At 55.9% G+C, this 14,182-nt stretch carries 13 protein-coding genes; 6 read left to right on the forward strand and 7 right to left on the reverse strand.

The genetic code is table 11. The annotated features are described in order from the left end of the window. The 3 genes from Q0915_RS10790 to Q0915_RS10800 all read right to left on the reverse strand — a co-directional run bounded on the left by Q0915_RS10790 (position 1) and on the right by Q0915_RS10800 (position 4,493). Positions 1-1,074, reverse strand: coding sequence for a hybrid-cluster NAD(P)-dependent oxidoreductase (locus tag Q0915_RS10790; protein ID WP_299471204.1), 1,074 nt, complete (start codon positions 1,072-1,074; stop codon positions 1-3). 4 nt (positions 1,075-1,078) lie between these two features. Continuing rightward, complete coding sequence (locus Q0915_RS10795; protein ID WP_299471205.1) at positions 1,079-2,314, reverse strand: aromatic ring-hydroxylating dioxygenase subunit alpha; 1,236 nt, start codon at positions 2,312-2,314, stop codon at positions 1,079-1,081. 142 nt (positions 2,315-2,456) lie between these two features. Continuing rightward, a complete protein-coding gene (locus Q0915_RS10800) occupies positions 2,457-4,493 on the reverse strand; it encodes an NADH:flavin oxidoreductase (protein ID WP_299471207.1) in 2,037 nt (678 codons plus the stop codon). A gap of 180 nt (positions 4,494-4,673) precedes the next feature. Between Q0915_RS10800 and Q0915_RS10805 the strand changes: the two genes are divergently transcribed. Next, positions 4,674-5,303 (forward strand): TetR/AcrR family transcriptional regulator, encoded by a 630-nt coding sequence (locus Q0915_RS10805; RefSeq protein ID WP_299472309.1) that lies wholly within the window; start codon positions 4,674-4,676, stop codon positions 5,301-5,303. Positions 5,304-5,330: 27 nt separating this feature from the next. On the opposite strand, the gene Q0915_RS10810 is transcribed toward Q0915_RS10805, so the two are convergent. The 3 genes from Q0915_RS10810 to Q0915_RS10820 form a co-directional block, all read right to left on the reverse strand. Beyond that, positions 5,331-6,638, reverse strand: a complete 1,308-nt coding sequence (locus Q0915_RS10810; protein WP_299471210.1) for a glycosyltransferase family 87 protein — start codon at positions 6,636-6,638, stop codon at positions 5,331-5,333. A gap of 173 nt (positions 6,639-6,811) precedes the next feature. Beyond that, complete coding sequence (locus tag Q0915_RS10815) at positions 6,812-7,297, reverse strand: Lrp/AsnC family transcriptional regulator (protein ID WP_299472310.1); 486 nt, start codon at positions 7,295-7,297, stop codon at positions 6,812-6,814. Positions 7,298-7,458: 161 nt separating this feature from the next. After that, complete coding sequence (locus Q0915_RS10820) at positions 7,459-8,061, reverse strand: uracil-DNA glycosylase family protein (protein ID WP_299472311.1); 603 nt, start codon at positions 8,059-8,061, stop codon at positions 7,459-7,461. A gap of 168 nt (positions 8,062-8,229) precedes the next feature. Between Q0915_RS10820 and Q0915_RS10825 the strand changes: the two genes are divergently transcribed. After that, entirely contained in the window at positions 8,230-9,780 is a 1,551-nt protein-coding gene (locus tag Q0915_RS10825; protein ID WP_299471213.1) for a HAMP domain-containing sensor histidine kinase, read from the forward strand. A 2-nt stretch (positions 9,781-9,782) separates the two neighbouring features. On the opposite strand, the gene cobT is transcribed toward Q0915_RS10825, so the two are convergent. Next, positions 9,783-10,805, reverse strand: coding sequence for a nicotinate-nucleotide--dimethylbenzimidazole phosphoribosyltransferase (gene cobT, locus Q0915_RS10830; protein WP_299471215.1), 1,023 nt, complete (start codon positions 10,803-10,805; stop codon positions 9,783-9,785). Positions 10,806-10,909: 104 nt separating this feature from the next. Between cobT and Q0915_RS10835 the strand changes: the two genes are divergently transcribed. From Q0915_RS10835 to Q0915_RS10850, 4 genes are all read left to right on the forward strand, one after another. Then, the gene (locus Q0915_RS10835; RefSeq protein ID WP_299471219.1) at positions 10,910-11,782 is read left to right on the forward strand and encodes an adenosylcobinamide-GDP ribazoletransferase; all 873 of its coding nucleotides are present in this window, start codon (positions 10,910-10,912) and stop codon (positions 11,780-11,782) included. 28 nt (positions 11,783-11,810) lie between these two features. Beyond that, a complete protein-coding gene (locus Q0915_RS10840) occupies positions 11,811-12,998 on the forward strand; it encodes an alpha/beta hydrolase (protein WP_299471221.1) in 1,188 nt (395 codons plus the stop codon). Between the two features lie 71 nt (positions 12,999-13,069). Then, complete coding sequence (locus Q0915_RS10845) at positions 13,070-13,249, forward strand: DUF1289 domain-containing protein (protein WP_299471223.1); 180 nt, start codon at positions 13,070-13,072, stop codon at positions 13,247-13,249. Then, positions 13,249-13,962: a TIGR02281 family clan AA aspartic protease gene (locus Q0915_RS10850; RefSeq protein WP_299471226.1), complete on the forward strand. Its 714-nt coding sequence runs from the start codon at positions 13,249-13,251 to the stop codon at positions 13,960-13,962. The genes Q0915_RS10845 and Q0915_RS10850 overlap by 1 nt, the downstream gene beginning before the upstream one ends. Positions 13,963-14,182: the final 220 nt, after the last annotated feature.

The raw sequence follows: 14,182 nt of genomic DNA on the forward strand, positions 1-14,182 counted from the left end.
CTAAACCTCTACTTCGACGGTTCCAATGGGGTTGGAACAACAGGCAAGAATATAGCCCGCCTCGATATCGTCTTCGCTGATGCCACCGGAATGGACCATGTGCACCTCGCCGTCGACCTTCCTGACCTTGCAAGTACCGCAGACGCCGAATGTACAGCCGGACGGTATGTTGAGGCCCGCATCCTTTGCAACGGCAAGCACCGTATCCGTTTCCGAGCACCATGCTGAAACACCGGAATTGGCAAAAACGATTTGCGCCTGACTGTCTTCCTGGGGGACCACGTCGTCGAATTCGGTGAGTTCCGCCTTGGTTTCCGCTGGAGCCTGAAAACTCTCCTGATGATAGCGGTCCATGTCATAGCCGAGCGCGTTCAGGATCTCGCGCACCGCATCCATGAAGCCTTCCGGACCGCAACAATAGACATCCCTATCAAGATAGTCATTGCACATCAGCCCAAGCATCAGCTGGTTGAAATGCCCCTGATAACCGGTCCAGACCTCGTAAGGATCGCTCTGGTTTACGACAAAATGGAGCTGCAGCCCGGTGACCCTGCTCGCCATGTATTCCAGTTTCTGGCGGAAGATCAGTTCGACGGGCCGGTTGGCGCATTGAATAAAGCAGATATCGGGATCTTCACCACGCTCAAACAGTGTCTGTGCCATTGACATCATGGGCGTCACACCGGAGCCGGCCGAAATGAACAGGAACTTGCCGTCAGGGTTCGGAGGCAGGTGAAAAAGCCCCGCTGGTCCGAATGCCTTGAGCTGCATGCCAGGCTTCAGATTGTCGAGCATCCAGCGTGAGCCACGGCTGTCCGATTGCGCCTTTACAGTGACGGACACATAGGCATTCGACACCGGAGAAGACGACAGCGTGTAGGTCCGTTGAACGTTGCCTTCCGGAACAGGGAGGTCCAACGTGATGAACTGCCCTGCCCTGTAGACAAACGTTGCCCCGGAGGGCGGGCGAAACGAAAAGGTCTTCACGTTGGGGGCTTCGGGAACCACCATCACGCATTCAAGCAGTTCACTGTCGTTCCAGACAGGCGTTTCTCGGCCGGGCTTCGGGATCATCACGTTACTCCGCAGCCACACGGAAACGGCCGATCAGTGCCGCCTCAAGCGTTCGCGCATACCAGTCGACAAACTGGATGACGCCGCTTTCCTGAACAGGTGAATACGGTCCAGGCTCATAGGCCGGAGAACAGATACCGATCTGGTTTTCTTCAACAATCCGCCGATCTTCGTCGTTCGTGTGGGTCCAGACTTCGGTCAACCGGTCAAGGTCATAATCGACCCCTTCCTGTGCATCCTTGTGAACCAGCCAGGTCGTCGTTACCTCCGATTCCATGGGACCGACCGGCAAGACCCTGAAGACCAGGACCTGATCTGAAAGGAAGTGGTTCCAGGTGTTCGGATAGTTGAAGAACAGGCACGTTCCGGCATTGTCAAAGGGAACCGAGCCAATGCGCTTCGATACTGCCGCCTTGCCGTCCATCGTGTAGCTGACGGCTTCGCCAAGAAACGGGATGCGGACCAAACGCCATTGTTCATTGTCGGAAATCAGGTACTTGGCCGGCAACCCGGCATTTTCACAACGCTCTACATGGGCTTTTCCCGCGTTGGAAGTCGAAGAATCGTCAGCGCCCACGAGGTTGGGATCATCAGGAAACGTCCGGCACAGGGAAGGATGCGAACCGGAACAGTGGTAGCACTCCCGGTTGTTTTCAAGCACCAGCTTCCAGTTACCCTTCTCAGTGATTGTCGATTGGTGTGCGACTTTCAGATTGCTGAGATCATGAGGACCAAGATACCGCTTGGCCTGTTTCTGAAGGTCCGAAATGTCGGGGGCAATTTCGGCGAGACAGATGAACACCATCCCAGAAACATCGACGCAGTGAACTGTTTTCAGACCGTGATCAGCCGGCTTGAAGTCCGATCCCATCTCACGTGCCCAGAGCAGCGCGCCGTCCAACTCGTAGGTCCACTGGTGATAAGGGCAAACGAGCTTCGGCGCGGATCCCCTTGCCGCGGAACAGATGCGGCTGCCACGATGGCGACAAGAGTTGTGAAAGGCCCGGATGACGCCGTCGGCGCCACGTACAACGATGACCGAATAAGCGCCGATCTGAAGCGTCACAAAATTACCCGTCTTCGGGATCTCCGAAGAAACCGCCGCGAAAACCCAGTCCTTCTGCCAGATATGCTTCAAGTCGGCCTGAAAGACGGTTTCTGCAGTGTAAAAAGCCTGCGGCAGTGAATAGCCTTCCCGCCGGCTCATCAACAAGGAGAGAATGTCCGCATCGCTGTACATGTTTCGATCCTGATTCTACCGGGTCCACCGGTCGTTTTGCGTTGCGAAAATTAGGCCTGCCACTGTCTCGTTTCGTAGCGCAAAAACGGCATTCACTTATCCAAGTGAGACGCTGCTCAAAAAAAGCGCAGAGCAGAATTTGTCAGATGTCTTTTACAAGCCGTAGCGCGTCGTAAATGGCTGCGTGGGTGTTACGCGCCGCGACTGCGTCGCCGATACGAAACAAGGCAAATTCGCCTGCCGGATTGGCATCCAGGGGCTGAGGTTGTCCGAAGATCAGAGCTTCCTGCTTCACAGCGCCCAGGTTTTTTGAGCGCGGTTTGAGTTCGAAATAGAGTTCGTCCATCGGGACCGTGCCATGATTGACAACAATCTGGTCGAACGCTCTTTCCTCAATGTGTTTCGAATAGTCCGTGCCGATCACAGCAGTGAGCATGTTCCCGGACCGCCGGGCGGCCCGCAAGCGATAGGTCACTGTGAAGCGAACATCCTTGCCCTGCAGCGCACGCATGTAGGGTACCAGGTTCATCGCCATAACATCGGGGGCAAACGATCTGTCCGGTGTCATGATTTCAACGTGTGCGCCGGATGCTGCAACGATTTCAGCGGCTTGCAGTGCCGCGTGATCACCCGCATCGTCATAAACGAGAACCCGCCTGCCCGGCTTCACGTCTCCCGCAATGATGTCCCATGAAGACACAACGAGATCGTTGCCTTCCGACAAAACTTCCGTGTGCGGCAGTCCTCCCGTGGCAACAATCACCACATCCGGACTGTCGGCTGCAATGTCATCAGCTTCCGCGAACGTATTGAATCTGAAGCGCACATTTCGTGCCATGCACTGTTCAAGCCGCCAGTCGATGATCGAGATCATTTCCCGCCGGCGTTCGGACTGAGCGGTCAGCCGGATCTGACCACCGGCGTCCGCGGCTGCCTCATAGACAGTGACGTCGTGACCGCGTTCAGCGGCAACCCTGGCAGCTTCCATACCCGCAGGCCCCGCGCCGACGACAACCACCTTCTTTTTTTCGCCTGCCTCACGTATTTCTTGAGGCATGGTCAGTTCCCGGCCCGTGGCCGGGTTATGGATGCAAAGAGCATCACCGGCCTGATAGATCCGGTCGAGACAATAAGTTGCACCAACGCAAGGACGGATGTCTTCTTCGCGTTTTTCAGCGATCTTTCTGACGATGAGAGGATCTGCCATATGAGCACGCGTCATGCCGACCATGTCCAGGAGCCCCTCCGCAATTGCGTGGCGAGCCGTCGCAACGTCGGGAATCTTCGCCGCATGAAAGGTCGGCAGACCGATTTCCCTGCGGATCTTTCCGGCAAAGTCCAAATGCGGCGCGTTGCGCATGCCCTGAACCGGAATTACGTCGGTCAGGCCCGGATCGGTATCGATGTGGCCGCGGATGACATTCAAAAAATCAATCTGACCCGTCTGCTTGAGGGTTCGCGCGATTGCCAGGCCGTCTTTTTCGGTCAGCCCGCCTTCCATGTCTTCATCCGCTGTGAACCGGATCCCGACGATAAAGTCGTCACCCACCCTTTTGCGCACCGCGTCGATGACCTCGATCGAGAATCGCATCCGGTTTTGCAGCGAACCGCCATACGGTCCATCGAGCGTGTTCGTGGAAGGTGACCAGAACTGATCCATCAAATGACCGTAGGCCTGGAGTTCAATGCCATCCATTCCGCCTTCTTTCATGCGCTCGGCGGCATCTGCATAGTCCACGATAATCCGATCAATATCCCAGTCTTCAACCTGCTTGGGGAATGCCCTGTGCGCTGCTTCGCGCTCGTGGCTCGGCGCGACAGCGGGAAGCCAGTCGCCTTTGTTCCAATGCGTCCGGCGCCCGAGATGCGTGAGTTGGATCATCACGGCGCACCCGTGTTCGTGACAGGCGTCGGTCAAGCGCCTGATCCAGGGAACGACCTCGTCCTTATAGGCAAGGATATTGTTGAAGACCGGCGGAGAGTTCCTTGAAACAGCTGCCGATCCGGCCGTCATCGTCATGGCAACGCCTGCCCTTGCGCGCACCTCATGATAGGCCCTGTACCGGTCCTTCGGCATACCGTCTTCCGGATAGGCAGGTTCATGCGACGTGATCATGATCCTGTTTTTCAGAGTAAGGTTCTTCAGCTGATACGGTTGCAGCAACGGATCCCTTGACATGCGCTTCCCTCATCTTGCGGCCGGTCGCGGTGTTCCCGACCGCATGCGACACTAAATTGTGCTGCAGGTCGATGAAAAGTCTCAAATCCGACATTAATGTCGTTTTTTATGACACTCATGTCAGTTTTGATTGAAAGCGCTGCCGTCTGCTGCTAACCCGAAGCTATGAGCGACCCTTTGATCGAAAAGACCAGCGGTTGGCGTGGCACGCGCGATGTCTGGATTCAGGCGGCATATGAGGCATTGTTGGACAGCGGCATCGACTCGGTAAAGGTCATGCCGCTTGCCGATCGGCTCGGTCTCTCGCGCACCAGTTTCTACGGCCACTTTGCAGATCGCGACGACCTCCTGAGTGCCTTGATTTCGCTCTGGCAGTCAAAAAACACAGGAAACCTCATCAAACGATCAGAGGACTACGCAGACTCGATTACCGAAGCGATCCTCAATGTGTTTGACCTTTGGCTTTTGCCGGAACTGTTTGATTCCCGACTGGAATTTGCCGTTCGCAACTGGGCGCACACCGAACAGCACCTCGCAGACATGCTGGATGACGCCGACCGAACAAGGGTCGCCGCACTGCAGGCAATGTTCGAACGCTTCGGCTATGACGCCCAACATGCGAATATCCGCGCCAACACTGTCTACCAGACCCAGATCGGATACATATCAATGAAGAAGGACGGCCCGACGGACCCGTTGGAACCCCGTCTCAAGCGGATGCGCTACTATGCGGAGATCTTCGCAGGCCAGCCGGTCAGCGATGCAGAAGCTGCGCGTTTCTTCTCAAGACATCCTTTCAAGGCCAGCTGATCGCGCGACGCGATAGACTTCCGAAAGTCACGATGCGGCGTGCATACGCGTCCCGTCGCCTTGAGAGTGCCCGGGCCGCGAACGAGCTTCCCTGCTAAGAAGCACCCAGACCTGACACAGCACCACCAGAGCTATCAGGGGCACGAGGCTCGAGAATATCATTGATGTCAGCCAGTCGCGGGCGGACAGGACGTCGTGGATTGTCGGAGAGATCCATAAAAGAGCGGCGGTTGCCTGCAATGTCAGCGGCCACCTTGGCACCTCTTTCAAGACAATCAACAACGCAATCGAGTAAAACAGCCAATCGTAGTACATAAAGGACGGTGACGCCAAAGTGACGGCCAGCATCGAGACGGCAACAGCACGTATCCTTGGGAGCCGCCGCGCGGCAAACCACACCACCACGGCAGCAAAGGCAATCGACAAAAGTTGCGTTGCAAGACGCATCTCCGGCGATACACCCCACTTTCCAAACGAGCTGCCGACCGTCGACATCATACCGTGATTGGCTGAGAACTGAATAGAATGTGCTCCATCCTGCATTGAGGTCAGGAACGCTTCCCAAAGCCCGGCACCATATATGGCAACAGACAGAGCAAGCAGACCAATCGTGCCGATTGTGGCGTAGAAAAAGGTGCGCCAGTCCCGTGCTGCGAAAAGAAACACAGGTAGCAGCAATCCGTACTGTGGTTTGATTGTCACCAGTGCAAGAGCCATTCCGCTCAAAAACGGTTTGTCACGGCTGTGCAACATTGCAAACAACAAGAGAAAAGTGATCAACGGCGAGAGCTGGAGGAGTTGAAAAGCGTAGAACGCGCCAGGCGACAAAAGCATGAAGAGATACGGCCACGCGGCAAGATTTGGCCTGATCATGTAGATCATTCCGAAGAAACTTGCGAAGAAGACCGTCATCCCGACCAGCTTTGCGGCCGGATAACTCAACAGCGCCAGCGGTTCAAAAATGAGCAAGGCGTGAGGCGGGTTCAGAAACAGAAGATTTTCATTCTTTTCGGAAAACGGTGCGCTGAAAAGGACGGGGTCGTAAGCTTCCGCGGCCCGGCCCTGGAGAGCCATTTCGCCGGCCCTGTAGAACGCGACGAAATCTTCCCGCTGCACGTCAGACAAGTTGCTGTGGAAGTCAAACAAACCGCCCCAGTCGTTCTGGTACCAGGAAGATCCCAGGAAGATGGATACGGCTATCAAAACAAAGACGAAAACCGGTCCACCAAACCTGTTGTTCAGATCGTCAGCTCTGAGGAGATCAAGCAAACGCGCCCGAACCTTCAAAAGGCCGGTGCAGGCTGACGAAATCGTATTAAAGGCTGCAGAAACCAAGTCCGGCCTCGCGGTTCTGAAAACACGTTTAAACCAAGTTACTTGGCTCCCGTGAAATTGCAGTTAACCGGCTTGCTTAACGCGATATTTATGCTCCGCCCCCCCCCGCTTTGGCGAATGCGAAGCTTATGGAATCCGGACAGCAATTTTGTTTCGCTGCCTTTTGTCCGCCATCAAGTCTCTGCGCGTGGTTTTTCGGGTATTACGTAGGCTAAGGGCAAAGCCGTCGTATTCTTTATCTGTTCCATTGCGAACGTCGTCGACACATCCGAAATGTCGATCTTGGCAATGAGCTTCTTGTAAAAGGTATCATAGGCTTCGATGTCGGGAACAGCGACCCGGAGCAGGTAGTCGACCTGCCCGGCCATACGGTAAAACTCTACAACTTCCGGAAACTCCTGAATGACATCGGCGAATTTCTTGAGCCAGTCCTCGGAATGCTGGTTGGTGGTGATCGCGACAAACGCAGTCACCTTCGCGTTTACCTTGGCCGGGTCGAGCAACGCGACACGTCCTGTAATGACGCCATCTTCTTCCATTTTCTGGATCCGCCGCCAACAAGGTGTTGTCGACAACCCTACCCGTCGTCCAATCTCCGCGACGGGAATGGTGCAGTCTTCCTGCAGGATGGACAGAATACGGCGATCGATGCGGTCAATCATTTCCGAGGCCTTCGGTTCGACGGCTTTTTCATGAGAACACTTGCGCTCTATCCGCAGCATTTTTTTCCGCGAAAGAAGCGATATACGTATCCTATTTTTCGAAACGCCTGTCAATTCTCGAAAAAATTAGGATTTTTTGCCAATCCCTTTGCATCTTCCTAAATCAGCCGCGCCACTTCCTTTCGCAAGACCGGGAGCAATTCGCTGTCAAACCAGGGGTTTTTCTTGAGCCACGCATTGTTACGCCATGAGGGATGCGGCAAAGGGATAACTTTGGGCTTTCCCGGTTTTGGAGCTGCTTCGAAATAGATGGTCCAGGCAGCGACTGTTTCCGTCAGGCTCTTCTTGCGCGCGGGACCGAGGTGATAGGCCTGAGCGTATTGCCCGATCACAATGACCAGCTCGAGTTGCCCCATCTGCGCAAACAAATCGTCGTGCCAAAGACTGCGGCATTCCTTTCTCGGTGGAAGATCGCCGCCTTTTGAATCCAGACCCGGAAAACAGAAGCCCATTGGAATGATCGCCAAACGGGCCGGATCGTAGAAAACCTCCTCATCAATATCCATCCAGTTTCTGAGCCGGTCACCGGACGGATCGGTAAACGGCCTTCCGCTTTGGTGGACACGCGTACCGGGCGCCTGGCCGCAGATACAAAGCCTTGCGGTGGAAGACACCTGAAGCACCGGACGGGGCTCGTGTTGCAGTGGTTTTCCACTCGGATCCTCCAAGCACTTACGGCAAGCCCGGATGCGCTCTGAGATCCCTTCGAGCTTCGAGGAATTCGGTTTGAAAGACAACGAGTTGCACCTTGATACAGCTGATTAAGACAATCCTTACCACGATCTTGAGGACGATCTTAAGGAATGGTGAGTCAGTGTGGCGAAACACGCAGTATCACAATAACGAAATCAACACCGTCCGGGCGTCCGATGAAGTCCCACGCGTCACAAACCGAAAGCGATATTCTCGCTATCAACAAGCAACGTGCGCTCCGGCGCCGGGAAATGGCGCGTTCGGTCCGCGACATCCGCAGCCGCCTCGGGGCTTCTGATACGCGGCAATCGACATTTGAGCACGAGCGTCAGCATCTATTCGCCGATACCCGCATAAATGCCGCTTTTGCCGCACCGCTTCTGGCGCTCATCGTGGCGGCGATTTCGTCGTTGTGGGTTAGTCCGCAATTTATGGGTGCCTGGTTTTTGGTGACTATCTGCACCCACTTTCTGATGGTGGTCATCAGCCATTCATACGAAAAGGCTCCGTCCGATCAGAAAGTACGCATCATCTGGCGCAGACGCTTCACAATCGGCGATTTCATCTATGGATGCAGCTGGGCCATGTTCTTCCTCATGCCCGAAGCCATCGGGTCCGGCGACGGTCTGGTGATCTTTCATTTCGCCACGCTGTTGATCGTGATCGCGATGAATACGATGCAGTCCGCCAATCTGCCCAAGTGCCTGCTGGCAAGCACATTACCGATCACGTTCGTCGTGACTTTCAGTTTCCTGCAACAGTCCAGCGCAGTTCACTATACGCTCGCAGCAATGGCGATCGGCGCGCAAGGCTTCTTCCTCATTCTGGGAAACCAGCTTCTCAAGAATGCAAACACGATGCTGGAGTATCGCGCCGAGAAAGACCACCTCATTGCGGAACTGGAGACGGCAAACTCCGTTTCCGATGAAGCGCGCCGCCGCGCCGAGGCCGCCAATCTGGCCAAATCCCGTTTTCTCGCAACAATGAGCCACGAGTTACGCACCCCGTTGAACGCCATTCTCGGTTTCTCGGAAATCATGAAGGACGAAGTTCTCGGGCCGATGGAAAACAAGAACTACCGGTCCTATGCCGAGGACATTCACGGCTCAGGAGATCATCTCCTCAATCTGATCAACGAAATTCTGGATCTGTCGCGGATCGAAGCCGGTCGGCATGAGCTGCACGAAGAGCCTATTCTTCTGGAGGATGTCGTCGCCGAATGCGGAACCATGATGAAAGTGCGCGCAAAGGCAAAGTCTATCGCGCTGCATCACTCGCATCAGGCAGACCTGCCGCGCGTTTGGGCCGACGAACGCGCGCTGAGGCAAGTCATTTTGAACCTTATGTCAAACGCGGTGAAATTCACGCCGGTCGGCGGAGAAGTCCGCGTCAATCTCGGTCCGACCACCGACGGTGGCCAATATGTTTCCATCCGCGACAATGGCCCCGGCATACCGGAAGAAGAAATTCCAACGGTTCTGGAAGCCTTCGGTCAGGGATCACATGCGATCAAGAGCGCAGAACAGGGAACAGGACTTGGGCTTTCCATCGTTCAGGCGCTTGTCAGCATGCATGACGGCAAATTCTCCATAAAGTCGCGGCTGAGAGAAGGCACCGAGGTTACAGTCAGCCTGCCTCCGTCCCGAAACATGAGCTACGCGAAGGAAACGAAGGCACGTCCAGCAGAAGCTTTTGACCCGCGCAACAGAAATGCCCGTTCCGCCTGACGTCAGGATTTTCCGGAAACACCCGCGTCTGCGAAGGTTGCCATTCCCGAATGCGTCTCGGCGGCTGCCTTGACGAAACCGGCAGCAAGCGCTGCGCCCGACCCTTCCCCCAATCGCATGCCGAAATCGAACAGAGCGTCCTTGCCCATGTGTTCAAGAACCCTGGCATGCGAGTGTTCGGCCGAAACATGTGCAAACAGACAATGGTCGAGACCGGCCGGATCCATTGCATAAACGACGGCTGCTGCCGCGGTCGTGACGAAGCCGTCGACGATTACGGGCACACGCTGTAACCGGGCCGCAACGATCAGGCCTGCCATTGCCGCAATTTCCCGCCCGCCAGTCCGGCGCAGAATTTCCAGCGGATCTTTCTCTCCGTTCAAGCGAGCAACGGCCATTTCGACCGCGGCGCGTTTTCTCGCGAGGCCGTCGTCGTCAACACCGGTTCCGCGTCCAACCCAGTCGGCTGCATTTCCGCCAAACAACCCGTGAAACACGGCTGCAGCGACAGTTGTATTGCCAATGCCCATTTCACCAAGACAGATGAGGTCTATTCCACCTGCCAGCGCTTCCATTCCATAAGCCATCGTCGCCGCGCAATTGGCTTCATCCATCGCATCTTCGCGCGTGATGCTTGGCGTCGGCATGTCCACCGCAAGATCAAACACCTTCAGACCGATGTCGTTCGCGCGGCAAAGCTGATTTATGGCCGCGCCACCTGCCGCGAAGTTCTCAACCATCTGCTTGTTTACAGCACTGGGAAATGCGGAAACGCCTTCTTCGGCGACGCCGTGCGCCGAGGCGAAGATCGCGACCATCGGTCTGGTGATCTTCGGCGGTGCCTTGCCTGACCAGGCCGCAAGCCATTCCGTGATCTCCTCGAGCCGCCCAAGCGATCCTGCCGGTTTTGTCAACTGACTGTCGCGCTCCCTGACTTTCGCCAGCGCTTCCTCATCCGGGCCCGGCATCGACTTTACGAGGTTCCGGATGTCATCAAAGGGAAGCGCAGTTTCGGAAAGGGACATTTTCTTTTTCCCGGTCTGTTTTTGGTTGCGAGCCGACATTTGGTCCTGCTAGGCGGCTGATCTATAACCGCGCCTTGGAAAAACTCAAGCACAGGACCGGCCTGATGAGCCCCGAAACCGACCAATACCCAGTTTCTGGACAGAAACCGCGTCCCGACGCGCCAAAACCCGGTTCCAAGGACATCGCGTACCACATCAGGCTATTTGCGGCTGATACCGCAACGTGGGTCCGGTTCTTCTCTCGTTTGTCCTTGCACCAGGTGAATTCGCTGGACAATCCTGCGGCAGCACCCCAATTCGACAAGTCCGCCAGAGCTGCTCCGCTCGCGGGATTTGTGGTCGGACTACCGGCAGCAGGCTTCGGCATGCTGCTCGCATATACGGATCTACCGGCGCTTGTTGTTGCCGCATTTGCGGTCGCTGCGCTCGCAGCCACGACCGGAGCACTTCATGAAGACGGTCTGAGTGATCTTGCGGATGGATTTTTTGGTGGCGCAACGCGCGACAAGCGCCTGGAGATCATGAAAGACAGCCGGATCGGTTCATTCGGTGCGCTGGCTCTTGCTCTGTCAGTTTTGCTGCGCGTCGCCCTGCTGGCCGCCTTGTGGCAACGCTTCAGCCCGGCAGATGCTGCATTGTTGTTTTTGGCATCCGAAAGCATCAGCCGGACACTGCTCGTATGGCAGTGGCATCAGCAGACCCTTGCCCGTCCGAAAGGACTGGCTGCCCGATTTGGCAAACCTGACGGCAGTGCCCTGAAACAGGCGGTCCTGATCACCGTCCCGTTGCTGGTACCTGCCGCTCTGCTCCTTTCAATTCCTGCACTTTTGCTCGGACTTTTAATCGCAACTAGCGCCGCATATGGCCTTGGACACATGGCGTTTAAAAAAATCGGTGGTGTTACGGGCGATGTCCTGGGAGCTATTCAGCAAATCTGCGGGCTTGGATTCTTGACTGGTATGCTTATGGTGCCCTGAGAAGGCGCAGCGTGGGCAGCTATTCACAATGACACCGAGATATATCGCAACGACATCCGACACTCGTTCCCGGCCTATCCGGGAACTGGTGCTGCTGGTGTCTTTTATTATCCTGGCCGCATGCGGCAGCCGGCCTGAGGTCGGCGCTCTGGCGTTGAGCGAAGTTCCGGCGCAAGGGGCTGAGACGCATGATATTTTGGTTGTGACGACACGGGAGCGTGACAGCCGACCGGACACTTATTTCAATGGAGAGCGGAGCCAGCAGACCAGCTATGCGCAGGCGAGCATTTCGGTTCCACCCAGCCACGAAATCAGTCAAGTGGAATGGCCCGACAAGCTGCCGGGAAATCCGGAAACCGACTTCGTCGCCCGCAGTGCCAGCTATATCGAAGACAAAAGCGCCTTCACGCGGGAACTCAATGCGAAGCTGGCGAAACTGCCCAAAGGCAAGCGGGAAGTATTCCTCTTTATCCACGGGTACAACACCCTCTTTCCAGAAGCGCTTTATCGCTTCGTGCAGGTCGTCCATGACGGAGACATCGAGGCCGTACCGGTTCTGTTCACCTGGGCATCACGCGGAAAACTGCAGGACTACGTCTATGACCTGAACAGCGCCGCCATAGCGCGCCAGGCGCTGGCGGAGACGATGCTCCAGCTATCGAAATCAAACGCAGAAAAGATCACTGTACTGGCTCACTCCATGGGCAACTGGCTGCTTATGGAGACCGCGATCCAGTCGTCACCCGCGCAGCGCAAAGCCCTTGAAGGAAAAGTCGACGTTGCCATTCTGGCAGCGCCGGATATCGACATTGACCTCTTCAAAGCTCAGTTGAGGAAACTCGGCACGCCTGCCAACCCCTACGTCGTTGTGGTTTCGCGCGACGACAGGGCATTGCGTCTTTCCAGAGCAATCGCAGGCGGTAAGGAACGCGTCGGCGCCTACTCCAATGACGCAGAACTCGCCGAGCTTGGCGCAATCGTCATTGATGTGACCGAGCTCGATTCCCTTGACGCAGCAAACCACTCCAAGTTTGCCCAACTGGCCCAACTCAGCCCTGAATTTCGCAAGACGCTCGGTCAGACCGGATTGCGTTCCGCGTCGGACACCGCGCGGGGGGCAAAGCTTGGCGACAGCCTTGGCACATTTGTCGGAAACACGGTCGCGTTGCCGGTCAACATCATTACAGCACCGTTCACATACTCCGGCGGCGGCTGACGACGTAATTTGGACCCCGCCAGACGCTTTTAAGTCTTGGCAAGGACACAATCTGTGTCCATATCCGCCATATGAACTCGCCATGCATACAACTTTGCCAAATTGACGAGACGACCGGCCTGTGCGCCGGCTGTTTACGCTCGCTCGACGAAATTGCAGGTTGGACCGGTTTCAGCGAAGAACGCCGATCGGAAATCATGACCGACCTTTCCAGCCGCCGCCTCCTTGAGAGCGAAGAAAGCCTCGATTAATGGGTGGCCCCAGGCAGATCCGTGGCTTTGTCGTTGCCGCCCTCGTAATTGTTATGGGCGTAATGGCGTTTTTCTTTTTTTTCGGTGATCCGACAGATCCCGAGAACATCAACTTCGACGATTCCGGCCCTCGCGTTGTCGCGCTATCCGCACTTGCATTTGTGTTTCTTGCGAGTTTTGTGTTCGGTCAGCCCAAGGTGCGGGAAATTGTCCAGGGAACGCTGTTTTGGGGCGGTCTTTGTGCCTTGCTCGTGGTTGGCTATACCTATCGTACCGATCTGGTGCAGGCTGGATATCGCGTTCTCGGCGCGCTTGCCCCCGGCCTTGCTGTAACGCAACCGGACGGCTCCATCCTGATTGTTCGCGATGCCAGTGGCCATTTCGTTGTAGACGGCCGCGTCAATGGATCCCGGACAAACTTTCTTCTAGATACGGGTGCCAGTGCGGTTGTCTTGACGTTTAACGATGCCAAGCGTGCAGGTTACGATCCGGCCGAGCTTTCCTTCACCGTGCCTGTCTCGACTGCGAATGGCCGTGCGATGGTTGCTCCAATTCAGATCGATACCATTTCGGTCGGCGATCATACGTTCAGCAATGTCAGAGGGTTTGTTGCCCGCGATGGATCGCTGGGAGGCAGCCTTTTCGGCCTCACAGCCTTGGACCGGCTCAGAAGCTGGCGCATTGAGGGCGATCGTCTCATCATGAACCCATGACCACTAAGCCCCCTGCCAAAACGCAAGGGGAAAGTGCATCTGATACGAAAATCGCAGCCGAGCCTGGCATCAACTCGACTGCGCTCAATTCACGTCAAAAGGCTAATAACGCGGACAAGGTCAGCCTGGGCCAACCTTGAACCGTCAAATTTCAAAAGGCGTAAGACATTCCGCTGCAGGCTGTGTTAAACCTGCTAGCGGCTGGCAAATTCCATGGCCA

The sequence above is a fragment of the uncultured Roseibium sp. genome (assembly GCF_947494555.1).
Taxonomy (GTDB): domain Bacteria; phylum Pseudomonadota; class Alphaproteobacteria; order Rhizobiales; family Stappiaceae; genus Roseibium.